Source organism: uncultured Maribacter sp., assembly GCF_947500985.1.
Taxonomy (GTDB): Bacteria; Bacteroidota; Bacteroidia; order Flavobacteriales; family Flavobacteriaceae; genus Maribacter.
Genome location: NZ_CANMTX010000003.1, coordinates 162,400 through 185,893, shown reverse-complemented (window position 1 = coordinate 185,893; position 23,494 = coordinate 162,400). Strand labels below are relative to the sequence as shown.

Genomic DNA, 23,494 nt, shown 5'->3' with positions numbered 1-23,494 from the left:
TCTTTAATTAATGTGAAGCTTTTGCTAAGGTTTGGTGAAGAATAAATAAACCAACTATATTCACTATATTTGCACGCAATTAAATCCTTAATTGCTATGCAAGCCCACCAAAATAAAATTCTAGGAGAAGGTCTAACATACGACGACGTATTATTAGTACCTGCATATTCTGAAGTGCTTCCAAGAGAAGTTAGTATTCAGACAAAATTCACAAGAAATATTACAATCAATGTACCTATCATATCGGCAGCGATGGATACGGTTACGGAGTCTAGAATGGCAATTGCCATGGCTCAAGAAGGTGGTATTGGCGTGTTGCACAAGAACATGAGTATTGAGCAGCAGGCTATGAAAGTGAGAAAGGTGAAAAGGGCTGAAAGCGGAATGATTTTGGACCCGGTTACACAACCACTTGATTCGAAAGTGAAAGATGCCAAAGCTAATATGAAAGAGTATAGTATTGGTGGTATCCCTATCGTTGATGCAGATGGTAAACTTTTAGGTATCGTAACCAATAGGGATTTACGTTTCGAGAAAAATAATGAAAGACCTATTTCTGAGGTAATGACTTCTGAAAATTTGGTAACAGCTGCTGAAGGAACTTCACTTTCAGAAGCAGAAGATATTTTACAACAACATAAAATTGAAAAACTACCTGTTGTAGATAAAAATTATAAGTTGGTAGGTTTGATTACATTTCGTGATATTACAAAACTTACCCAAAAACCTAGTGCCAATAAAGATCAGTTCGGTAGACTTCGTGTTGCAGCTGCTTTAGGTGTTACAGCAGATGCTGTAGAAAGAGCAGAGGCATTGGTTAATGCAGGCGTAGATGCAGTAGTGATTGATACAGCTCATGGTCATACCAAAGGTGTGGTAGAGGTGTTACAAGCTGTAAAAAAGAAGTTTCCAAACCTAGATGTTATTGTTGGTAATATTGCTACGGGTGCGGCAGCAAAATATTTAGTAGATGCGGGTGCAGATGCAGTTAAAGTTGGTATTGGTCCCGGTTCAATTTGTACGACAAGAGTTGTTGCAGGTGTTGGTTTTCCTCAGTTCTCTGCGGTATTAGAAGTAGCAGCAGCTATAAAAGGTTCAGGTGTTCCAGTAATTGCAGATGGCGGTATTCGATATACGGGTGATATTCCTAAAGCTATTGCTGCAGGTGCAGATACGGTAATGTTAGGGTCACTTTTAGCAGGAACTAAAGAATCTCCAGGAGAAACGATTATCTATGAAGGTAGAAAGTTTAAATCTTACCGAGGTATGGGATCTGTAGAGGCAATGAAGCAAGGTAGTAAGGATCGTTACTTTCAAGATGTTGAAGATGATATCAAGAAATTAGTACCTGAAGGTATTGTAGGTCGTGTGCCTTACAAAGGAGAGTTGTATGAAAGTATACATCAGTTTATAGGTGGTTTAAAAGCTGGTATGGGATACTGTGGAGCAAAAGATATAGCGACATTACAAGATACTGGTAGATTTGTTAAAATAACAGCTAGTGGTATTAATGAAAGTCACCCACATGATGTAACCATTACAAAGGAGAGTCCTAATTATAGTAGATAGAAAATATAGAAGTGTATAAAAAAAGAGGTCTTTTGGACCTCTTTTTTTATGTCTCAATATTAATCTAATGAGGTATCAATCTGTTTCTGCAGGAGTTGAACCCTTCTCAAATCATCTGAAGCTTGAAGTACTTTTGATTTTAGTGAAGAATTTAAATCAGGATTTTCCTCAAGAAAACGCTGTAAAATTTCATAAGCTTCCGGTGAAGTGTAGTTGCCTATAGTACTACTTAACCATCTTTTTGGGAAAAAGATATCACCTGTTTTTTGTATTTCATCAACTAAGTCTAGACTTGCTCTTAGATACTTAATGGATTCTTTTTGATGTAAAGGGTGATTTAAATTATTCATTGCATTAGCCACCCATGATTCTTTAGCACGGCTTTCTTCTTTTTGAAGTGATTCGAAAAAATCATTTCTTGTCTGCTCATCTTTTGATAGAGACGGTAGTAAAAATTTAAACCTGTTTAATTTATCATTATTACTTATCGCCTGTTCTGCCGTTTTTAAAATGTTTTCACTTTCTGGGTGTCCGTACAAGGCTAAATCCATTGCTAATTCAGTATAATTTTCATCGTTAAGCTTTAGATTACTGATTACTACATCTTTCTTCCAAATTTTGTATAAACGGTCTAGGGAAATATCTGTATAACCTAATGATACATAGGTGTTGTATAATGTCTTTTTAATATTAGGTGCAAGTTCTTCTTGTAATTTAGCCCATATCTGTTCTGTAATTTCTCTCTGATAAAAAAGGCGTTGTTCTGCGGTAAGATATTTCCAAAAAACTGAAGTAGCGTACCTAGAGATGAGATTAATTAATAATTCATTCTTTTCATTAACTAGTCCTTTTGAGTATAGCTTTATTACTGCATCGGGAGTAATACTGCCATTTAGCATACTCTCATACACATTGATGTAGGCGTAACCACGAGCCACTTGGTCATTTATGTTAGGTATAATGTCTATATCTTTTTCCTGAACAGGAAACACTCCGTAGCCTTCAGCATTTGAATTATATAATATTGAGTTTGGTTTAGCCATGCCGATAGCATCATCTAATTTCAATTCACTGCCAATCATGTTAACGGTCAACGTTTTTGTTTTATCAGGATAAAGAAATAATACTTCAAATCTCTGTGGCCACGAATGATTAGTTTTATCTTCTGCTTTTTGAAATAATGTAAATGAGGTTATTTTGTTTTCATCATCATATTCAATATCATCACTAAAGATGGGTCTACTAGAATTATTGACCCAAACATTGCTCCAACCAACCATATCTGTAGTAGACTTTTTATCGAGAATATCAATTAGCTCACCCCAAACAGCATTTTTGAATGCAAAGGTTTTAATGTATTCTTGAATACCTGTTTGAAATGCCTCTTTACCTAAAACGGTTTCTAATTGACGCATCATTATTGGGGCTTTATTGTAAATAATACTTCCGTAAAGTGAACCTGCGTTGTTGAGGTTTTCTAAATCTTGCCGAATAGGGTTCGTACCCAATGTTCTATCCTCTCCATAAGCATTAAGGTAGTGGGTAATCATAAAAGCCAATTGATGGTCTATATCTGGGAAAGTGGGATTCATAATTTTATCTGCCATGAAATTGGCAAACACCTCTTTCATCCAAACATCATTAAACCAATTCATAGTTACTAAATCGCCGAACCACATATGTGATGTTTCGTGGGCAATTAGTTTTGCACGACTTAATTTTCTGTTAGCTGTAGCACTTTCATCTAAAAACAGCGAACTTTCTCGGTACTGAATTGCGCCGACATGCTCCATTCCGCCGTATTGAAATCCGGGTATTGCAGCGAAATCCATTTTTTGAAAAGGAAAAGGATATGCGGTATACTTCTCTAAAAATGATAAGGATTGCTGATGTAGATTAAAAATGGAATCTAAGCTATACTTAATTTTAGTGGTATCTGTTTCTCGGTATAACATGGTCATATCCATATTCGCAGGTTTTTGAGTTACTGATTCAAATTTACCGGCTACAAATGAAAATAGATAGGTACTCATTTGGTCAGAAGCACTAAAATTATGTTGTGTGTATTCCCCTTTCTGAGTTTGCTTTACTTCTTTTGAACCGCATAAAACTTTCCAATCATTTGGTGCTGTAATATTCAGCGTATACATACCTTTTATATTAGGTTGATCAAAACAAGGGAATAGTGTTCTTGCACGATCAGGTACTAATAAAGTATACAAGTAATCTTCATTTCTATTAAGAGAAAGCTCACCAGCATCAAACTCAATTATAATGGTGTTATTTCCTTTAACCAAGTAGTCTTCATGTAGAACTATATGTTCATTTTTATGAAGAATAGCGACATCAGCTTCGTTAATGGATACCGATTTTATTTTTGAAGTTTCCTCTTTAAAATCTAAGTAGACAGGTTCTTGAAGTTGCGTTAAGTTGAATTCTAATAATAGCTTAGATGCTATAGGGGCTTCTTGTTCTTTAGGGATATTAAAACTTAAGTTATAATGTACATTTGAGATTAGAGAAGCTCTTTGGGTTGCCATAGCTTCTGATACTCCAGATTCAACTTGTTTTGAATTGTCATTTTCGTTAGCGCACGATATTAAAAAGATGACTAAAAAAAAAGCGTAAAATAGGTTCTTCATAAGTTAGAGTTATACGTTGTTGTGAAAGTACTTTAATGGAAATAACTTTACAATTTTCGAAGAGTTTAAACCTACACTAAATGGAGATGCACTTTTTTATTTATTATGATACGGTAGTATACGATTGATAGTAGTAAACTATTGGTAAGAATAATATTAAGATTTTTGATAAATAATAATTGATCTCTTTTAAATTAAAAAGATATATGCCCAAATTACAGAGCTTAGTTATGTAAACATTTGTCGAATTCTTTGACAATTTTCAGCACATCAGATTCATTTAAACCTCTATTTTTTAAGCTCGAAACTAAATCGGGACAATCAGAAAAATAATGGATGCCGTTTTTACGAAATGATTTTGCAAAGGGACCTGAATTGTAAAGAATAGAAGCGACGCCTTCATTCTTTCGTTGAGCGTAATATCTTGTATTATAAACAGTATTATTATCAAACATATGAACTATACTATGTACACTGTTTACAGGAGATGGTAAATAGTCATTATTATTTTTTTCAGTTTTTCTTTTAAATAACCTTATTTCGTCACTTTCATAAACAAGCTCAAACAATCTATATTTAGAATCTGATATTTTAACGAATTGATAATCCCATGTTTTGTTTAGCATGTGATTTTTAATAATTACTTTTTTAACATCAAAATGGCTATAGTTGGTTTTCTTATTTTTAGAACTTTTTTGAAATTTTACCTTTTTCGAACTTGTTAGAGCCATATCATCTAAAATAGGTAATATCATTCTTCCTTTTAATGTATCGCCATTTCGTAAAATTAACTCGCCATATTTCCACTCACTTTGCCATTTTTTTTTGTTTTGACCGTAGATAGAAATTATACTTAATGAAATAAGTAGAATCATCATTAAATACTTCATAAAACTTATTTCTCGTTGTATTAATAGAATACTAAACTATATCAAATACTTTGATAAAATCTTAGTTTCTTCTGTCAAATATGAATAGAGCTTTTTACTAAAGAGGGGTAAGTTTTTTATGCTTATTTACCAGCTTCACCCGTATAGGCTTTCCAATCTTTTTCTTTGTAAATGTCACTACCAAAATAGCGAGCAATTTCTAAGAATGGCTCTGGCTTTTGATAACCAGGTATTGGAGAAAGCATGTTTAATTCTTCGTCTAAGAAAATAGTAGTTGGGTAGCTTAAACGACCTTGCATTAAAGCGGCTGCAAATTCATGATAACCCTTTCTGCCAGAGGGAACAAATTTATATGTCTTCCCTTTATATTCGATTGGGTCTTTACCTTCACCATCAAACTTTACCATATAATAGTTCTCTGCCATGTATGCAGCTACTTCCGGATTTTGAAAAGTGTCCTTATCCATTTTCTTGCACCATCCACACCAATCAGTGTACACGTCAATAAAGACTTTCTTTGGGTTGGTGTCGGTTGCCGTTAGTTCGGCAGCCTCTTCCCAAGAAATCCAATTTACCTCTTGTGCATAACTAGCGGCCGAAATAAAAAGAACGGCTAAGAATAAAAATGATTTGTAAAAAGATAAAGAATACGTTTTCATGAGTTTAATTTGAGTGTATAGTCCAACTATTATACCAAAACTAACGTATTTTTAAATGCTTTATTTCACTTTTGCCGTTTCTTTAACAGCGAACAAATCTTTTACATCTACTTGGTTACGAATTAAATCTTCAAAAGTTTCTCTTTCGCGTATAAGAATTGCTTTCCCTTTATGCCAAAGAACTTCTGGTGGTCTAAATCTTGAGTTGTAGTTACTTGCCATAGTAAAGCAATACGCGCCTGCATTTTTAAAGCAAAGAATATCACCTTCGGTAATCTCGTTTATTCTTTTATTGCTGGCAAAAGTATCGGTCTCACAGATATACCCTACAACAGAATAATAACGTTCTCTGCCTTTTGGATTAGAAATGTTATTGATGGTATGCGTAGCGCCGTAAAGCATTGGTCTAATTAAGTGATTGAAACCTGAATCTACACTTGCAAATACTGTGGAAGTAGTTTGTTTTACCACATTTACTTTTGCAAGAAAAACACCTGCTTCACTCACTAAAAACTTGCCTGGCTCAAAAGCCAATGTCAAATCTTTACCATATTCTTTACAGAACTCATTAAAACGAGTACTTAGTTTTTTACCTAGTTCTTCAACATTAGTTTCAATATCACCTTCTTTATAAGGTACTTTGAAGCCGCTACCAAAATCGATAAAATCTAGATTTTTAAAATTTCGAGCAGTATCAAAAAGAATTTCAGAAGCATATAAGAATACATCGATATCTAAAATATCACTACCGGTATGCATATGTATACCGTTGATATTCATTTTAGTCAATTCTACAATACGAAGTAAATGCGGAATTTGATGAATGCTGATTCCGAATTTAGAATCTATATGACCAACAGATATATTAGAATTTCCACCTGCCATTACATGCGGATTAATACGAATACATACCGGAATATTTGGATGCTTACTACCAAATTGTTCTAATATAGAAAGGTTGTCTATGTTAATGCGTACTCCCAATTTGGCAGCTTGTTCAATTTCTTCTAAAGAAACTCCGTTAGGGGTGAAAATGATTGATTCTGGTTTAAAACCTGCTAATAAACCTAGTTGAACTTCTTGTATAGAAACGGTATCAAGACCGCTACCAAGACTATTCATCAATCTTAAAATAGTAATATTAGAAAGTGCCTTGGCTGCATAGTTAAGTTTCAATTTTTTTACAGAACCAAAAGCTTTGGTTAATCTATTGAACTGTGAAACTATTTTTTCCGAGTCATAAACGTACACCGGATCACCATAGGTTTTTGCGATTTGCAATAAATCCTCATTTCTCATACTATCTAATTTTAAGCGAATTTACTTTTCTAATTTATTAAGAACAAAAATAATAACATAAAATCGCTAAAAATAACAAATTGTGATATTTGTAACATTGTAGAGTTCTATTTATTTTGGCGCTAAATAAACTCCTTTGTACATTTAGCATATGAAATTACCTTTATTTCCATTACAGTCTATATTCTTTCCGGGGGAGACGGTTCCCCTTCATGTTTTTGAAGATCGCTACAAAGAATTAATTCAAGATTGTAGAGAAGAAGCCATCACTTTTGGTATACCTGTTTTCATAAATAATAAGATGGAATACGGTGTTGAGGTACAATTGGTAGAAGTGGTAACAACGTATGAAACAGGAGAAATGGATGTGGTCTGCGTAGCTAGGCAAGTCTTTAAATTACTCGCTTTTGATAATATTATGGATAATAAGCTTTACGCAGGTGGTATTGTAAAGTTGTTGGAGTATGATTATGAAGCATCCGAAGAAAAAAAACAAACTATTATTAATGGTATAGAACAATTATATGCTATCATGGATGTGCCATATACCAAACTCAATGTAAAAGAATTCAATAGTTTTACGCTGGCTCACAAAATAGGATTGTCTTTTGAGCAAGAGTATCAACTATTACAGATACCTACAGAAAATGATCGACTTAACTTTATAAGTCTGCATCTAACTTCTACAATAACTGTATTGTCAGAGGTAAATAGAACCAAGAAAACAATTGAACTTAACGGACATTTCAAAAATTTTGATCCGTTAGATTTTAAAGATTTAGAGATTTAGGTCGTTTTTTAGCTACAAAATTCAATCACATAATAAGGAATTTGTGTTTTTATCAGGTTAATTCTACTAGTTATTCTAATTAATCACCAGTATTTTTAGATTATTACTTCCTGTTTCCTATTTTTGCTTAACAATTAAATTCACCATATATATGAACCTTCACGAATATCAAGGAAAAGAGATATTAGCAAGTTTTGGGGTGCGCATCCAAAGAGGAATAGTTGCCCAAAATGCAAAAGAGGCTGTTGAGGCTGCAAAGCAATTAACTGCTGAAACCGGAACTGGATGGCACGTTATTAAAGCGCAAGTACACGCAGGTGGTCGTGGTAAAGGTGGTGGTGTAAAATTAGCCAAAAACCTTAAAGAAGTAGAAGAGATAGCAAACCAGATTATTGGTATGAACTTAATTACACCGCAAACTTCTGCGGAGGGTAAAAAAGTACACCAAGTATTGGTTGCCGAAGATGTTTACTACCCAGGCGAAAGCGAAACTAGTGAATTCTATATGTCTGTTGTATTAAACAGAGCTACTGGTAAGAATATGATTATGTATTCTACAGAAGGTGGTATGGACATTGAAGAGGTTGCTGAAAGTACTCCGCATTTAATCTTTACAGAAGAAATTGACCCAGCTACAGGATTGTTAGGTTTTCAAGCAAGAAAAATTGCTTTTAACTTAGGTCTTTCAGGTACTGCGTTCAAAGAGATGACAAAATTCGTTGCATCATTATATAAGGCATATGTAGAAAGTGATTCTAATATGTTCGAAATTAACCCAGTATTAAAAACATCTGATGATTTAATCATGGCTGTTGATGCTAAGGTTTCTATTGATGATAATGCACTATACCGTAGAAAGAAGTATGCTGATATGCGTGATCTTAGAGAAGAGAATGCTATTGAAGTTGAAGCAAGAGAAGTTGGTCTTAACTATGTAGATCTTGATGGTAACGTTGGTTGTATGGTTAATGGAGCAGGTCTTGCAATGGCAACTATGGATTTAATTAAAATGGCAGGTGGTGAACCAGCTAACTTCTTAGATGTTGGTGGTACTGCAGATGCTAAAAGAGTTGAAGAGGCATTTAGAATCATATTAAAAGATCCTAATGTTAAAGCAATTTTGGTTAATATATTTGGTGGTATCGTTCGTTGTGATCGTGTAGCACAAGGAATTGTTGATGCTTACAAGAATATGGGTGATTCAATAAAAGTGCCGATTATTGTAAGATTACAAGGTACTAATGCTGAAATAGCAAAAGAGATTATTGATAACTCAGGACTAGCAGTACAATCAGCTGTACAGTTCCAAGAGGCTGCAGATAAAGTAAAAGCTGTATTGGCTTAAAACCAATTCACTTATAGAAGTATATAAAGACTACTCCGAAAGGAGTGGTCTTTTTTTTTACCCATACAGCTCTTGGTATTATTGAAAATGTAGTTTATAGTATTAAAATCTGCATATTTTATTAATATAATATTAAATAGATGTTAAAATTATCATATTAATATTTTAAATGCGTTATTTTGTGGTATACGTAATATGTGCGTATGTTTTCAAACCTTTAAAATATATAGTATGAAAAAAGTTAAGATTTTTTTAATCGCAATTTTGGCTCTTTCAATTGGTACTGTAACAGCCCATGATAAAGAGTCAGAAAAAGATAGGGGCACGGAAATTATTACCGCCCAAATTCATGATATGCTCGCAGATCAAGAGATACCTGATAATATAAGAGGAGCAAAAGCTGAAGTTAAAATAGCTTTAGCTGATGATGGTGTTTATAGATTACTTTCGGTAAATTCTAATAATGAGAATTTAAAACATTTTTTAAAGGATGGTATTGATTTTCAAAATCTCACACCTGGTAATAAAGATTTAGTTTATGTTATACCGATAGAAATAGCTGAATAACAGATTTAATATATACAGTAAAAAAAGAACGCTTATACAGCGTTCTTTTTTTGTTTAAAAACCAAGACACATTTATATAAATACATATTTATTGTATCTGCAGTTTTAATTTATGGTAATTATAAATGGTTGCAATCTGTATTTTAAGTTACCGAAATGAAATAATGGTTAAGACTTATAATCTATGTTTTTTTAGCGACTTGTATTTCTAAATTTGGGGTGTATAATTGAGGAATTAGTATTAAAGAGATGTTAAACTGAGTGCAAATTGTAACATTATCATTTTACAATCGTCTTTTTAGTAATTCATCATCAATCAATTATTAATCATACTTCAGAAAAACTGAAGTAAAAAACAAAAAGTCATGAGAAAATTAAGTTTAGTAGTCGTAGCTGCAATGCTACTTGCAACAGGTAATGTATTAGCTAACGATGTAAAAGGTGAAAATCCTTCTAAAAATCTTTCAACGCAGATTTCAGAAATGCTAACGGAGAATAACTTTTCTGAAGAACACAACGATTTAACTGCACAGGTACGTTTTACCTTAAATGCAGATGGTGAAATTGTCGTATTATCTGTAAGTACAAAATTTGATAAAATGGAAAGTTTTGTCAAAGCCAAATTGAACTATCAGAAGGTTAATTTGGCAGACGTAGAGGAAGGTAAAGTATACACCATTCCTGTACGAATAGAGGCTTAATTATTTAATTATGCCATAAAAAATCTTAATACACAGAGGTGTATTAAGATTTTTTCTTGTTTTTATACTTCACAGAGCTAACGGCAGTATCTACCTTATTCATCTGTTTTGTTTTAAAATCTTTTCTTTCATTGTTTTGTTGAGTAGGTCTTTTGGTGCTGGTAGACATAGCCAATAGAACTTCTCCTGGTATTTTAGGGGCATCTTTTGTGCCACGCAGATGAATAACCAAACCATTTAAAAAATTACGTAACACTTGATCACCGCATTCCATATAGTTAGGGTGGTCTTCATTTCTGAAAAATGCACCTAATTCACTTTTAGAAATTTTAAAATCTACAAGCTGCAAAATATCAACGATTTGGTCATCACGGAATTTTAAGGCTACTCTTAGTTTTTTAAGTATATCATTATTTGTCATAACACAAATTTAAGGACTGCAAGTTATTATAAAAATATGACCTGTTGGTTGATGTACCTTGTTAATAGGTCGGTTTTATCTAAATCTAAGTTATTAAATTTCAATTTCGATGCAGAATATATGCATCTTACTAGTATAGTTTATGAAGTGAAAATTTTAGCAGGCTAATTCTAGGTGACACCTTAGTAAAAACTAAACTCATACTTATAGTTAACATTTATATTAATTTTTTTATCAGGTGTAACTTTATACTCTAGTTAAATTGATTTATATGAAATAAAACAGCTGACTTTTACGTTAAAAATATGTAGCAGCTGAATATCAATTTGTTACGTAAGAATATGCCTACGACTAAAGAAAAATTGAGTATTTTATCAGAAATGATTTCGTTTGCGAAAGTCAATAACGAGGTGAAAGAATCTGAGTATGATTTTCTTTTTTCGGTTGCCCAGCAATTAGAGGTAAGTAAAAAGACTTTTGATAGTCTCTTTACTTCTAACGTTGAACATATAATTCCTAAATCACAATCAGAACGGTTATTACAATTTCATAGGCTCATATTGCTAATGAATGTAGATGATGATCAAGATATCAATGAGGTCAAAAGAATTTTTGATATTGGTTTAAATATGGGGTTGCCACCAGGTGCAATTCAGCAAGTACTTTCTATAATGCATAAATACCCTAATAAAATAGTGCCGCCAGAAGTGTTAATTTCTATTTTCAAGGCACATTATAATTAAGACCAAGATATAAAGTCGGCATCCAATTGACCAAGGTCTCTTTTGTTCTCGATATTACTGTTTGCGTCTGCTCTTAATTCATCGATTTCTGCTTCTATGATTTCTAGTTGATTAGAATTTATCACGTGATTTTTAAGAGTCTTTAGCATGTGCATCAGTTTTCTCATAACAGTAATATCATGTTTGCAATAAAGTCTGTACGTTGCCATTACATTAAATAACACTTCTGAAAATTTTGAACTTCTAATAAGTGCCCAATTTTCACCATCATCATCGGTAAGGTATTCAAAGTCTGCTTTACGTATTAAATCTAAGAAGAGCGAGGTTAAGTAGTCAATAGTGTTTAAAGCCGTGCCTGGGTCGTTTATACCTGGTGACATGGCTTTCACTCCAATTTCTGATATTTGTCTAAAACCATAGATGTAATTTTCTCCAATGAGCTCTTCGTGACTAAAAAGTAAGTTGCTTATAATTTTTTCTTTTAAATCATTATCTAAAGGTTTTTCAGTTTTAAATCCAATAGTGCCATCTAAAATAAACTGTCCCTTATGTAATTGAATTTTTATTCTCATCGAGTTCTCTTTACATATCTCGAGTAAATTATCGTTTAAAATTCCGTAGAAATATCCGGTTTCGGTAATTTCATACGCTTCCCAATGTTCTTGATCAGGAAATACTAAAGTTTTTTTTTCTTGGTCTTTTACAATTGATCTTATTTCAGATTTTGTTCTAGAATGAATTGCGGTTAAAATATTGCCTACTTGTATCGCTTGAGAGATATGATGAATAAAATAGATAAATGCTGCTAAACAGCCTACTACTAAAATAATTCCTGCCAGTACCGAGAAGCCTGGTGTTTGATAGTTGTCTTTAGTAGGTTCTATGGAGATAAATATGAAAATATTATATAGAATTGTGCCGATATAGAGACCTAGTACAATTTGATGTTTTTGGTCTGATACAATACCAGGTAACACTCTTGGTGAAAAATTACTTGATGCTTGATTTAGTAATACCATTACCATTGAAAAACTAAATACGGTCAATGAAATTAAACCACCTATAAGAGTGCTTAGAATTGTCTTAGCTGTATCTGTGTCATCAATAACCAAAGCTGGAGCAATTTCCATGATATGTGCGGAAATGTCTTTTTGTTCCAGATAAATCATTAAAAAAGCCGTTAGCAATCCGCCCAAGGAGATTACTGTGGGAAAAAAAGCAATTCTAGATTGAATGTGGTCTATAAAGTTGGTTAGTCTGTCCATTTTAAAAATTCTATCCATAAATCTAGTGATTGTGGTTATGGAAAAACGGCTGATATGCTAAAATTACAGGCTCGTATAGATTAAAAGTGACAAAATGACATTTTTATAAATATAAAATATGTCATTATGGCGTATTTATTTGAGTGGTACATGATTTGTTCTATTCATATCGGCTATAAAATTAATTTATTTAAAAAATAAGATTATGAGTTTAACAAAGAAAAATGAAGTATTGTTCCCAGCTTTTATGAATGAAATTTTTAAACCAGATTGGTTTGGAGGAACTGAAAATGCGCGTGCTGCAGTACCGGCTGTAAATATTAAAGAAAGCGATTCAAATTTTGAATTAGAGCTTTTTGTGCCGGGTAGGGTGAAGGATGATTTTAAGATTGAAATTGACGATACGGTGTTATCTATTTCAGCAGAAATCAATGAAGAAAGTGAAGAGGTGAGAGAAAATTTCACTCGTAAAGAATTTAGTATATCTTCTTTCAAAAGGGCATTTACTTTACCAGATACGGTTGCAACAGATAAAATAGAAGCAACTTATGAAGGCGGAATTTTAAAATTTAATATTCCGAAAAAAGAAGAGGCTTTACCAAAGCCAAAAAGAATGATTGAATTAAAGTAAGTTTTGATTAGTAGGTTTTTTAGGTTGGTTTGAGTTGTTTAGTTAAGTGCTTTGAGAAATCAAAGCACTTTTTTTATGGTAGTTTTTCGGTCAATACCGCAATGCATGAAATTATACCCTCCTTATAATTCCCCATTCTTAGATTTTCATTAGGGGCATGTATGTTATTATCTGGGTTAGGAATTCGAATAGATACTGCAGGTATATTCAATGCTTCTAAAAATGGTGCCATGGGTTGGGATCCGCCGGTAGTTCTCATATTTATTATTGTATTACCAAACACTTTAGTTAAAGCCGAATTTAAAAACTTACCGATTGAACTATCCATTTCTGTTCTAAATGGTTTTGAGCCAATTCTGTAATCGAGAGACACGAGTTTAGGGTAAGTTGCTCTTTCTTCTTTGGTTGGTATAGAGTCCACGATGTAAAACCCCTCTTCTTTAATATGAGCCCGTAGTAATTCTATTTGTCTTTCCCCGGGCGTTTCAGGTACTAATCGCATATCTATTTCAATGATAACTTCTTCAGGTATTAATGTGCGGACTTCCTTACCTGTCCATCCTGCTTTTAAGCCTCTAATATTTAAAGAAGGAAACTGCAACGCTTCTTGATACGTGTCTGCAACTTCTTCAGAGTTGGCAATGCCTAGTCTCAAATTTAGACTGTCTATATTTTCTGGTATAGAATTAAGTAGTTCTTTATCGCGTTCAGATAAATGAACACCATCATAAAACCCAGTAATTTGAACTATGCCTTTTTCATCTTTAAAACTACTTATTAATTGTGCTGCCTTAAAAACTGGGTTTGGTGCATAATTTCCATACTGACCGCTATGCAATGCATCGGTCGAACCAAAAACTGTAATTGTTGCTGTAGTAATACCTCTGGCGCCATATGTCAAAGTTGGTAAATTAGAAAGATGTCTAGTGCCGTCCATTATCAAAAGCATTTCTGATTGTAAGAGGCTTTTATTTTTAAGAACAGCTTTTGGTAAATCTGGTGAGCCAAGTTCTTCTTGAAAATCCATGATTACTTTTATGTTGTATTCTGGAGTGATACGTTGTTCTTCTAAAATATTCAGCGCTGAAATTAATGACATCGCCGGACCTTTAGAATCGGATGCAGATCTTGCAAAAATTCTAAGATCATCGGGTATATTTTTTTGATTAGAATCAAATTCTTCCGTTGTCCATTCTCCATTTTTTAAGGTCTTGAAAACGGGATCAAAAGGATCGTTTTGAGACCACTCAGAACGGTCGACAGGTTGCCCGTCAATTTGTAAATAAAATAAAATACTCTTTCTGTTTTTATGAAAAATTTTCTCGGCAAAGAGTAGGGGTGCACCTTCGGTAATTATGGTCTGTGTTTTGAATTTTAAACTCTTAAAAACACTATCGCACCATGCTTTATTATTTTCAATTTGTTCGGGAAAATTACCGTCATTTGGTAATCTTAAAAAATGATGTAAATTCGTAGAAGCGGTTATGAAATTTTCATCGACCATTAATCTAATGTCATCGCTTTTTAACTTCTGTGAAAAGCTATTTAGGCTACTGCTTATACATACTGCAATAAGCAATAAATTCACTAAATTTTTCATTTTATATAGAAATTATATGATTTAGTCTTATCTAAAAATTTTATTTAAATAATTATTATTCAGTATTTTATGTAATTTTAAGTAAAGTTTAAATATATCTAACTTCTATTTTGGTTAATTTTGCCTAAACTTGACTTATTCTTGTTCTTGCAATGACTTTATTTCGTCTCTTAATTTCGCTGCTTGCATAAAATCTAATTCTTTAGCAGCTTTTTCCATCGCCTTTCTTTTGTCTTTTATGAGCTTTTCAATTTGCTCTTTTGTAAGATAATCCATGTCTGGTTCGGCAGCTCTCAATTCCTCTTTTATAAAGTGATATGTAGAGACTGAATTCTTAGAAAGTACACTGTCCAAACTCTTGTTCAAAGCTTTCGGCGTTAGGTTATGGTCTGTGTTATATTGTATCTGTTTTTGCCTTCTGTAATTTGTTTCGTCGATAGTTTTTTGCATACTCGCCGTAATCTTATCTGCGTACATAATTGCACGTCCATTTAAGTTTCTTGCAGCTCTACCAACTGTCTGTGTTAACGATCTATTGCTACGTAAAAATCCTTCTTTGTCGGCATCTAAAATAACCACTAAAGAAACCTCTGGTAAGTCTAATCCTTCACGTAATAAATTCACTCCGATAAGCACATCAAATATTCCCTTTCGCAAATCTTGCATGATTTCTACACGCTCTAAAGTGTCAACATCACTATGAATATATCTACACCGAATATTGATTCTGTCCATATATTTAGCCAACTCTTCTGCCATTCTTTTTGTCAAGGTGGTGACTAAAGTCCGCTCATCTTTTTCAACACGAATTTGAATTTCTTCTACTAAATCATCAATTTGGTTCAAGCTCGGTCTTACCTCAATTATGGGATCTAGAAGTCCGGTTGGTCTAATCACTTGCTCGACATATACACCTTGACTCAATTGCATTTCGTAATCTGCGGGCGTAGCACTTACATATAAAACTTGATTTTGTAACGCTTCGAACTCTTCAAACTTTAATGGTCTATTGTCCATCGCCGCCGGTAAACGAAAACCGTAATCAACCAAGTTTACTTTTCTAGAACGGTCACCGCCATACATGGCATGTACCTGAGGTATTGTAACGTGACTCTCATCTATTACCATTAAATAATCATCGGGAAAATAATCTAACAAGCAGAAAGGTCTAGTGCCTGGCTCACGACCATCTAAATATCTAGAGTAGTTTTCTATACCTGAGCAATACCCAAGTTCGCGTATCATTTCTAAATCAAAATTGGTACGTTCTTCTAATCTTTTTGCTTCTAGCGGCTTCGCAATATCTTTAAAGTAGTCTATCTGTTTAACTAAATCATCTTGTATGCTATGAATTGCATTTTGTAAAACATCTTTAGAGGTCACAAACATATTTGCTGGGTAAATAGTAAGTGTCTCGTAAACTTCTATAATATTATTATTAAATGGGTCAAAAGCTTCTATTTCTTCAATTTCATCGCCAAAAAAGTGAATTCTATACGCATGGTCGGCATAACTAGGAAAAACGTCTACAACGTCACCTTTTACCCTGAAATTACCGTTCTTGAACTCCGCCATAGTTCTAGAATATAGCGATTGCACCAAGAGATGCATAAGTTTAGTTCTAGCAATAACTTGATCTTTTTTTATGGAGATGACATTTTTCTGAAATTCAACGGGGTTACCAATACCGTACAAGCAAGAAACTGAAGCAATAACAATGACATCTCGTCTACCTGAAAGTAGCGAAGAGGTAGTACTTAGACGTAATTTCTCAATATCTTCATTAATAGAAAGATCTTTTTCAATGTAAACACCACTTGTTGGGATAAACGCCTCAGGTTGGTAATAGTCGTAGTAAGATACAAAATACTCCACCGCATTATCAGGAAAAAATTGCTTGAACTCGGAATATAACTGGGCTGCCAAGGTTTTGTTGTGCGCTAATAATAGCGTCGGTTTTTGTACTTCTTCTATTACATTGGCTACCGTAAATGTTTTGCCAGAACCGGTTACACCTAATAATGTCTGATATTTTTCCTTCTCGTTTATACCTTTTACCAATTCTTTAATGGCATTTGGCTGATCACCAGTGGGTTTGAAGTCTGATACTACTTTAAATTTCATGCTATAAAATTACGAAAGAAGTGCCAGTTAAAAGAGTTCAATAAAGAGAATAGTGACTACTATCGCTTTAAAGAAAAATGACCTTTAAAATCTTTGCCATCAGCAAGGGTAAATTTGAACCAGTAATCAGACTCTGGTAAGGCTTGACCTTTCATGGAACCATCCCAACCAACGGAATTAGAATTAATTTGATGTACTAGTTTGCCGTAGCGGTCATAAATGAGAATAACCTGATTACTTGCGTTATCGTTAATACCTATGAGTTGCCAGGTATCATTACTGCCATCTCCGTTCGGGGTGAAGAATTTCGGAAAACCAATAACCGATATTTGCTCTTCATCGATACCGCAACCATTTTTGTTACGAGCATAAATGGTGTAAAAACCAGCCTCTACATTGTAGAACTTTGGTTCGTCTTGGTAATTTTCCCCATCGAGTGAGTACTCATATTCATCTTCACCTTGAACTTTTACTGCTATAGTGTTCGCATTAAAAGATTCTTGAATGTCTATGTCTTCAATAAAAACTGGCGATGAGGTGGTAACAGTAAAATCTGTATAGCCAGAACAGAACAGTGTTTCTCCGTTGCTTTGATACTGTGTTTCTACCTCTAAAATATAACTACCTTCTTCACTAACTAAAAGTTGTACATCATTTCCTATTTCTGAAAATTCTGTACCATTATCTTTAAACCAAGTATATTTATCAAAACCGGCAGGAGCACTAATTACCAAAGGCTCTCCATCTGTACATGCTAAATAATTCTCGTCTAAAACCACCTCTGGTATAGGGTTTACTAATAGCTCAATTTCTTCTACGCCTTGGCACTGGTTATTTGCTTCAAGCCGAACATATAACATGGTTGAAGTGGTTCTAAAATTTCCGTCAAGCGGATTTTGCTCTAAGCTAGCATCCTCTAAATTTTCATAAAATACCACATCTAAACTAGCATAATTGTTCTCACGTATGCCTTCTAAATTAAATGTACTTTTTAGCACGCCATCATCTAAATTATCATCACAGGATTGAATAGGACTTATGGTATTTAGATTAACTATCGTAGGGTTGACGTTTATTGTTATTTGACCCAGATTCTCACATTGTCCAGAGATAATTTTAAAATAGACTATGTGGTTAAAAGGGGCGGTGTTGGTATAATATTCAGGGTTTGTGATGGTATTATTTACAGATCGGTCAGCTTCTGTTTCGTAATAGAAAATTGCAGTATCATCAACTTCAGGAAAAGATTGACCTAAATCGATACTGGTAATACCATCTAATGAATTCTCATCAATATCACATTGAATTAAATCTACGTTGGCAGGAAATTCTGATGGGTTAACCGTTAACGTTATAGGGTAGGTGATATAACAAATTGTATTTATTATTGGTGTTACCCGAGCGTAAATTATGATGCTTTCAGTATTAAAAATAGGGTTTGTAATCGCATTTGTACCTGCCATTGCCTCATTTTCATTAAGGTGAAGGCTTACTTCATAATCTGAATTATTCTGTATTGCGTTTTCTGCATCTTTAGTAATTTCAACAATTGAAAAATCTGCTTGATCATTATTATCGGTGTCACAATTACTGTAGCTAAGTTCTGGCGGAGTATCAAATGATGAGGAATTTATACTGAAATCTACTATCTCGAAACATCCGTTTGGGTTAGATACTTTTACATAAATTCGATTTCTTAATCCTGAATATGAAAAATTTGCAGGATTGATAATTGCATTAAAATCGTCAAATGCATTACGGTAAGAGGTGTAGTATGATATATTTACGTTCGGTGTGCTTGTAATTGAAGCCTCCTTCTGGGTTAAATCAATTAAGGTAGTTTCGGTATTATGGCAAACCTCAATATCTTGAGGTGCTGAAACTACTGGTGATGGTAGAAAACCAGCAGTACCTGTCCAGTTTAAATTGAAACCACCATCACCTATAGGTCTATCTATAAGAATATAATAATGTTCACCAGCAGTAACCGGTATAGAAGATACATAGGCATTACCTAATTCACCGGGACCTTCGTTTTGATCTGTTTCTGTGCCACTTAGTCCTGTAAAATTACTTGTTAGTCCAGCTTGTAGCGGATTGGTTGTCGAGCATCTAATTGGACTTTCTAAATTTTGACAGTCGTTATCTGGACCGAAAATAAAGAAATCATAATCTACTTCAAGGTCGCTATCTTGAGGTTGTATGGTAAAAGCAAGTGTGCCGGTAACAGCAATGTTGACACTTAACCAAATACTATTTAATTCTTCGGTTACACAAGAATTAGTTGTGGGATCTAATTCTTGTGTTCCAAAACCACTAACATTACTTGAAATGGTACTGTTGCCGCAAACAACAACTGCATCGATACAATCGCTAGCTTGACAAAAAACACATAGATAACTAAATATTAAAAAAAAGGAAAGATAGAATTTCATAGTGTCTAAATATGTTCTGAGACTGAATATAGTAGAAAGAATAAAAACCTTATTGTTAAGGTTGATAAATACTAGTTAATTATGATGTTTTTCTACTGGATTTCCCTTAGAATTGAAACTTGATTTGGTTTTGTTATTCGCCAACCATGTGGTCAGCGTTTTAAACTAAAATGACCTTTAAAAAGCTTATTGTTTGATACTGCTTTGAACCAATATTCAGATTCTGGTAGTTGCCTCCCATTTAAATTTCCGTTCCAACCCTTTGTATTTGGTGCTATTTGTGCTATTTGTGCCCCGAACTTATCAAATATATAAATTACAGATACATTGTTTTCAGCTGTTGCAAATGGCGGTATAAACTGCCAGTAATCATTAATTCCATCTCCATTGGGAGTAAAGAAATTAGGGAAACCGTTCACCGTCAAATCTTGCTCAACTAAACGTTCGGCAATTCCACATCCGGCTTTATCACGGACATATACTGTGTGGTTTTGTAGCGAAATATTGATAAATCGATTAGAATCTTGATAAGGTCCGTTTACATTATCTAACGCATATTCATAATCGCCATTTCTGGAAGTAACTATTTCATAATTGAGTGAATTGGCACTAAATTGCACTTTTACATCATCTATTTCTGGCGCTTGTGATATTTCTACTTTAAATGTTTTTGAAGAGGCACATTCAAACAATATACCAGAGTCTTCAATGTTTACATAGGCTTCGTAAAGATATTCACCCTCTTCCGTTATTGATACTTCTGAAGTGGTAGAGAGTAAAGTCTCATTTCCTCTATCATCTAACTGAAACCATCTGTACCCGTCTGCTTCATCCGTTGCTGTTATAGTATTAAATTCGTTGCCAAGGCAGATCAACACGGAATCAGGGAAGGATAATTCGGGATTTATAACTAGTAGGTCTCCGCTTTCGGGATCAAAATAGGGTCCGCAACCAAGTGCTGTAGAAAAAGTTTCTTGAGTACAACCAATGGCTTCACCTGCTTCGTTAAAAGGGTAAATAGAAATAAAGAATGTACGGTTGGGCTCAAAATCAATAATAACCGTGGATGTCTTGAAAAATATGGCGTCATCTAGAATATTGGTTTCAAAAGGTGATGTGCCTATAGATACTCTGTAACCTGTAGCATCTGGTACAGCGTTCCACTCAAGTGTCGGACTCAACGGTACATTTGTTTCTCCGTTAACGGGGGAAATCATAGTGGTACATAAGGGTAGAATAGCTTCTGGTGAAGTGGTAAACATAGTAGAACTACAACCTGTTGCCAAGCCAATTCTGTTATATGGAATTAACGTGATATAGATTTCCGTTTCTGCGGGTAAATCTGCAGGTGGATTGTAGTTAAGCGAATTTTCAACATCTGTACTCGTAAGAATTTCACTTCCGTTTAGTGTTGTTCCAAGGGATAAAAAATAACCCGTAGCACTTGGTGATGAACCCCACGAAATATTTGTAGCTGTATTGACGTTTTTAGCATCGTTTGCTGGAAAAGTAGATATTGTACACTGCGGTGCTTCGCTCAAAGCAGCTGTCGTAAAACTTTGATTATCACAAACTATATTGGGCTGATTGAAAAAGAATAAGGTTATGGTTATAAATATTTCTGTACTCTCAGGTAAACCTGTCTCTGGGGTGAAAGTGGTAGCCGTGCCTACATTTCTTTCGTTCAAAATATCATTGCCTCCCGGGGTCGTTCCTAGAGAAATGATATAACCAGGAACTCCAGTTACAGCTTCCCAACTAATGGAAGCATCTACGGGAACCAAAGTGGTGCCATCAGTAGGACTAACTAAAACAGGACATTCTTGTGCCGATATTTTTAAAATACCAAATAACAGGGCTATTAAAAATATTGGCGCAGCCAGTATTTGGGGTATTCTTAAGTCCCATTTCTTTTTCATAGCATATTCCTAAACAATACAATATACTACAAATTGAAAATCTACACTTTTAGAATCCTGTTAAATAGGATTAACTGCTCTGGTACTTGAGATGAATTAAAGGTCTCGTTTTTTTAGAATTGCGTAAGAACCATATATAAAAATGGCAATCCAAGCTAAAACAATCACAATTTCATACCAATGTATGTAATAGTCCAATGCGAGTTTTTCTCCCATTTGGTTTGCAACAGATTGTACGGCACCTAATCTAGAGAATGGTTCTTTAATAAGATTGAACATGGCCTGTAATGGGAAAAAACCCATGATGGTATCAGTAGTTTCGCCATCAAAAAACTTCCATCGAATGATACCTCTAAAAATACCTTCAAAAACTTGCCATAGAATTAAAAAGCCAAGTGCAAAAGCTGACCTTTTTACCAAAACACCTAAGAAAAGACAGAAGGAAAAGAAACCAGTTAGTTTTACAAAAAAGGCTAAAAGGAATTCTAAATCGGTAAAAATGATAGATAATTCATTAAAATCAGAGTAAACAAGCCCCAAAATTAAAGAAACTATAAAAACGAATATGGTAGAAACTAGGGCGAAAGTAATAACAGTCAAGAATTTTGAAAGGATGAATTCTTTTTTTGATAGTCCGTCAATTAAATTCTGCTTTATAGTTTTATTACTGTATTCGTTAGACATCATTGAAACAATAACAATGGCTAAGAATAGTTTGAAGAATGCGGTGATAAATGTGTTGAAATGCCAGATATAAGGAAAGTTAAAAATACCCTGATCTGCTAAATGAAACTTTATGGGGCCGATATCAAATTTTATAGCCGCTACCAATGCGATAGAGGTTAAAAGCGCGAAGTATGAAATAATCAACACTTTGCTTGCCCTGTTGTTCCAAAGTTTTATGAATTCTATTTGAAGTAATCGTATCATGATGGTAGTATGTTAGGCGTTAGCGTTTTTAGTTAAGGCAAGAAATTGCTCTTCTAAACTTTCTTTTCGTTTTACTAAATGAGATACGATAATACCTTTGTTAAAAAGTAGTTTGTTCAATGATTGTGCATCTAGTTCTGAAGTTAAAATTGCAGTGACCAAACCATTTTCTTGTTTTATACTACCAAAATGATCATTAGTGCTCAAATATGATGTCAGTTTTTCTAGGTCGTCAGATTTTAATTCGAAAAAGCCGAAACTTGCTTGTAGGCTATCAACTCTGCCAGAATATAATTTTTCTCCTTTTCTTAAGATGACCACATGAGAGCATACTTTTTCAACCTCATCTAATAAATGAGATGCCAATAGAATTGTTGTTCCTTTGGCGGCAATAGTCTTTATGATTTCCCTAATCTGATGAATTCCTTGAGGGTCTAGACCATTGGTAGGCTCATCTAAGATTAAAATTTCTGGATCGTTCAATAGGGCAGAGGCAATAGCTAACCGCTGTTTCATCCCTAGGGAGAAAGTCCTGAATTTGCTGTTTTTTCTATCTAGGAGTCCGACTAAGTCTAGCTTTTCTTCAATTTTTTCTTTTGATACATCTTTGATTTTGCAAACTAATTTTAAGTTTTGCAAAGCGGTCATGTATGGATAAAAGTTTGGACGCTCGATTATGGCACCTACTTTTTTCAATGCTTCATGTGTTGAAGACTCGCCGTTAAACCATGCGAAATCTCCACTGGTTTTATTGACTACGTTTAATACAATACCAAGGGTTGTTGATTTACCGCTACCGTTAGGGCCTAAAATTCCGTAAACATTACCTTTCTCAATAGTAAACGATAAATCTTTTACTGCAGTAAGATGCCCGAACTTTTTAGTAAGATGATTGACTGTTAAAATATTACTCACGTCAAGTGTTTTTTTGATTGGTTACATATACTTGACGATATACTTGACG

The 23,494-nt window shown here is 33.9% G+C and carries 19 protein-coding genes; 7 read left to right on the top strand and 12 right to left on the bottom strand.

From position 1 onward, the window contains the following. Window positions 1-96 precede the first annotated feature (96 nt). Window positions 97-1,569 (top strand): IMP dehydrogenase, encoded by a 1,473-nt coding sequence (gene guaB / locus Q0871_RS07185; protein ID WP_299320358.1) that lies wholly within the window; start codon window positions 97-99, stop codon window positions 1,567-1,569. Window positions 1,570-1,628: 59 nt separating this feature from the next. Here the strand turns inward: guaB and Q0871_RS07180 are convergent, their stop codons facing one another. The 4 genes from Q0871_RS07180 to lysA all read right to left on the bottom strand — a co-directional run bounded on the left by Q0871_RS07180 (window position 1,629) and on the right by lysA (window position 7,059). Then, window positions 1,629-4,211 carry a M1 family aminopeptidase gene (locus tag Q0871_RS07180; RefSeq protein WP_299320355.1) on the bottom strand — a complete coding sequence of 861 codons (2,583 nt, stop codon included), beginning with the start codon at window positions 4,209-4,211 and terminating at the stop codon, window positions 1,629-1,631. Between the two features lie 224 nt (window positions 4,212-4,435). Further along, window positions 4,436-5,101, bottom strand: a complete 666-nt coding sequence (locus tag Q0871_RS07175; protein ID WP_299320352.1) for a hypothetical protein — start codon at window positions 5,099-5,101, stop codon at window positions 4,436-4,438. Between the two features lie 122 nt (window positions 5,102-5,223). After that, window positions 5,224-5,760 carry a DUF255 domain-containing protein gene (locus Q0871_RS07170; protein WP_299320349.1) on the bottom strand — a complete coding sequence of 179 codons (537 nt, stop codon included), beginning with the start codon at window positions 5,758-5,760 and terminating at the stop codon, window positions 5,224-5,226. Window positions 5,761-5,820: 60 nt separating this feature from the next. Next, the gene (lysA, locus tag Q0871_RS07165) at window positions 5,821-7,059 is read right to left on the bottom strand and encodes a diaminopimelate decarboxylase (protein ID WP_036152879.1); all 1,239 of its coding nucleotides are present in this window, start codon (window positions 7,057-7,059) and stop codon (window positions 5,821-5,823) included. 151 nt (window positions 7,060-7,210) lie between these two features. Here lysA and Q0871_RS07160 point away from each other — a divergent pair, with 151 nt between their 5' ends. From Q0871_RS07160 to Q0871_RS07145, 4 genes are all read left to right on the top strand, one after another. After that, complete coding sequence (locus tag Q0871_RS07160) at window positions 7,211-7,849, top strand: LON peptidase substrate-binding domain-containing protein (protein ID WP_299320344.1); 639 nt, start codon at window positions 7,211-7,213, stop codon at window positions 7,847-7,849. Window positions 7,850-8,000: 151 nt separating this feature from the next. After that, a complete protein-coding gene (gene sucC / locus Q0871_RS07155) occupies window positions 8,001-9,194 on the top strand; it encodes an ADP-forming succinate--CoA ligase subunit beta (RefSeq protein ID WP_073243319.1) in 1,194 nt (397 codons plus the stop codon). Between the two features lie 231 nt (window positions 9,195-9,425). Beyond that, on the top strand, window positions 9,426-9,761 hold the full coding sequence (locus Q0871_RS07150; RefSeq protein WP_299320334.1) for a hypothetical protein: 336 nt from the start codon (window positions 9,426-9,428) through the stop codon (window positions 9,759-9,761). A 365-nt stretch (window positions 9,762-10,126) separates the two neighbouring features. Next, complete coding sequence (locus Q0871_RS07145; RefSeq protein ID WP_299320331.1) at window positions 10,127-10,462, top strand: hypothetical protein; 336 nt, start codon at window positions 10,127-10,129, stop codon at window positions 10,460-10,462. Between the two features lie 43 nt (window positions 10,463-10,505). Here Q0871_RS07145 and Q0871_RS07140 read toward each other — a convergent pair whose 3' ends face one another. Next, entirely contained in the window at window positions 10,506-10,883 is a 378-nt protein-coding gene (locus tag Q0871_RS07140) for a DUF1456 family protein (RefSeq protein WP_299320328.1), read from the bottom strand. A gap of 341 nt (window positions 10,884-11,224) precedes the next feature. On the opposite strand from Q0871_RS07140, the gene Q0871_RS07135 reads away from it, so the two are divergent. Further along, on the top strand, window positions 11,225-11,626 hold the full coding sequence (locus Q0871_RS07135) for a TerB family tellurite resistance protein (RefSeq protein ID WP_299320325.1): 402 nt from the start codon (window positions 11,225-11,227) through the stop codon (window positions 11,624-11,626). Here Q0871_RS07135 and Q0871_RS07130 read toward each other — a convergent pair. Beyond that, entirely contained in the window at window positions 11,623-12,909 is a 1,287-nt protein-coding gene (locus tag Q0871_RS07130; RefSeq protein WP_299320323.1) for a DUF2254 domain-containing protein, read from the bottom strand. The two genes, Q0871_RS07135 and Q0871_RS07130, sit on opposite strands and share 4 nt — an antisense overlap. Window positions 12,910-13,096: 187 nt before the next feature. On the opposite strand from Q0871_RS07130, the gene Q0871_RS07125 reads away from it, so the two are divergent. Continuing rightward, window positions 13,097-13,522, top strand: coding sequence for an Hsp20/alpha crystallin family protein (locus Q0871_RS07125; protein ID WP_299320321.1), 426 nt, complete (start codon window positions 13,097-13,099; stop codon window positions 13,520-13,522). A gap of 73 nt (window positions 13,523-13,595) precedes the next feature. On the opposite strand, the gene Q0871_RS07120 is transcribed toward Q0871_RS07125, so the two are convergent. From Q0871_RS07120 to Q0871_RS07095, 6 genes are all read right to left on the bottom strand, one after another. Further along, window positions 13,596-15,122: a M20/M25/M40 family metallo-hydrolase gene (locus Q0871_RS07120; protein WP_299320317.1), complete on the bottom strand. Its 1,527-nt coding sequence runs from the start codon at window positions 15,120-15,122 to the stop codon at window positions 13,596-13,598. Between the two features lie 135 nt (window positions 15,123-15,257). Then, complete coding sequence (gene uvrB, locus Q0871_RS07115; RefSeq protein ID WP_299320313.1) at window positions 15,258-17,246, bottom strand: excinuclease ABC subunit UvrB; 1,989 nt, start codon at window positions 17,244-17,246, stop codon at window positions 15,258-15,260. A 59-nt stretch (window positions 17,247-17,305) separates the two neighbouring features. After that, window positions 17,306-19,681, bottom strand: a complete 2,376-nt coding sequence (locus tag Q0871_RS07110) for a T9SS type B sorting domain-containing protein (protein WP_299320309.1) — start codon at window positions 19,679-19,681, stop codon at window positions 17,306-17,308. 152 nt (window positions 19,682-19,833) lie between these two features. Next, a complete protein-coding gene (locus tag Q0871_RS07105) occupies window positions 19,834-21,600 on the bottom strand; it encodes a T9SS type B sorting domain-containing protein (RefSeq protein ID WP_299320305.1) in 1,767 nt (588 codons plus the stop codon). A 96-nt stretch (window positions 21,601-21,696) separates the two neighbouring features. Continuing rightward, a complete protein-coding gene (locus tag Q0871_RS07100; RefSeq protein ID WP_299320302.1) occupies window positions 21,697-22,530 on the bottom strand; it encodes an ABC transporter permease in 834 nt (277 codons plus the stop codon). 12 nt (window positions 22,531-22,542) lie between these two features. Next, entirely contained in the window at window positions 22,543-23,445 is a 903-nt protein-coding gene (locus tag Q0871_RS07095; protein ID WP_299320297.1) for an ABC transporter ATP-binding protein, read from the bottom strand. Between the last annotated feature and the right edge of the window lie 49 nt (window positions 23,446-23,494).

Coding starts and splice junctions, on each gene's coding strand:
- Q0871_RS07175 (WP_299320352.1), bottom strand. CDS start 5,101: ATGAAGTATTTAATGATGATTCTACTTATTTCATTAAGTATAATTTCT.
- Q0871_RS07100 (WP_299320302.1), bottom strand. CDS start 22,530: ATGATACGATTACTTCAAATAGAATTCATAAAACTTTGGAACAACAGG.
- Q0871_RS07140 (WP_299320328.1), bottom strand. CDS start 10,883: ATGACAAATAATGATATACTTAAAAAACTAAGAGTAGCCTTAAAATTC.
- Q0871_RS07130 (WP_299320323.1), bottom strand. CDS start 12,909: ATGGATAGAATTTTTAAAATGGACAGACTAACCAACTTTATAGACCAC.
- guaB (WP_299320358.1), top strand. CDS start 97: ATGCAAGCCCACCAAAATAAAATTCTAGGAGAAGGTCTAACATACGAC.
- Q0871_RS07180 (WP_299320355.1), bottom strand. CDS start 4,211: ATGAAGAACCTATTTTACGCTTTTTTTTTAGTCATCTTTTTAATATCG.
- Q0871_RS07160 (WP_299320344.1), top strand. CDS start 7,211: ATGAAATTACCTTTATTTCCATTACAGTCTATATTCTTTCCGGGGGAG.
- Q0871_RS07170 (WP_299320349.1), bottom strand. CDS start 5,760: ATGAAAACGTATTCTTTATCTTTTTACAAATCATTTTTATTCTTAGCC.
- lysA (WP_036152879.1), bottom strand. CDS start 7,059: ATGAGAAATGAGGATTTATTGCAAATCGCAAAAACCTATGGTGATCCG.
- sucC (WP_073243319.1), top strand. CDS start 8,001: ATGAACCTTCACGAATATCAAGGAAAAGAGATATTAGCAAGTTTTGGG.
- Q0871_RS07135 (WP_299320325.1), top strand. CDS start 11,225: ATGCCTACGACTAAAGAAAAATTGAGTATTTTATCAGAAATGATTTCG.
- Q0871_RS07110 (WP_299320309.1), bottom strand. CDS start 19,681: ATGAAATTCTATCTTTCCTTTTTTTTAATATTTAGTTATCTATGTGTT.
- Q0871_RS07145 (WP_299320331.1), top strand. CDS start 10,127: ATGAGAAAATTAAGTTTAGTAGTCGTAGCTGCAATGCTACTTGCAACA.
- uvrB (WP_299320313.1), bottom strand. CDS start 17,246: ATGAAATTTAAAGTAGTATCAGACTTCAAACCCACTGGTGATCAGCCA.
- Q0871_RS07150 (WP_299320334.1), top strand. CDS start 9,426: ATGAAAAAAGTTAAGATTTTTTTAATCGCAATTTTGGCTCTTTCAATT.
- Q0871_RS07105 (WP_299320305.1), bottom strand. CDS start 21,600: ATGAAAAAGAAATGGGACTTAAGAATACCCCAAATACTGGCTGCGCCA.
- Q0871_RS07125 (WP_299320321.1), top strand. CDS start 13,097: ATGAGTTTAACAAAGAAAAATGAAGTATTGTTCCCAGCTTTTATGAAT.
- Q0871_RS07120 (WP_299320317.1), bottom strand. CDS start 15,122: ATGAAAAATTTAGTGAATTTATTGCTTATTGCAGTATGTATAAGCAGT.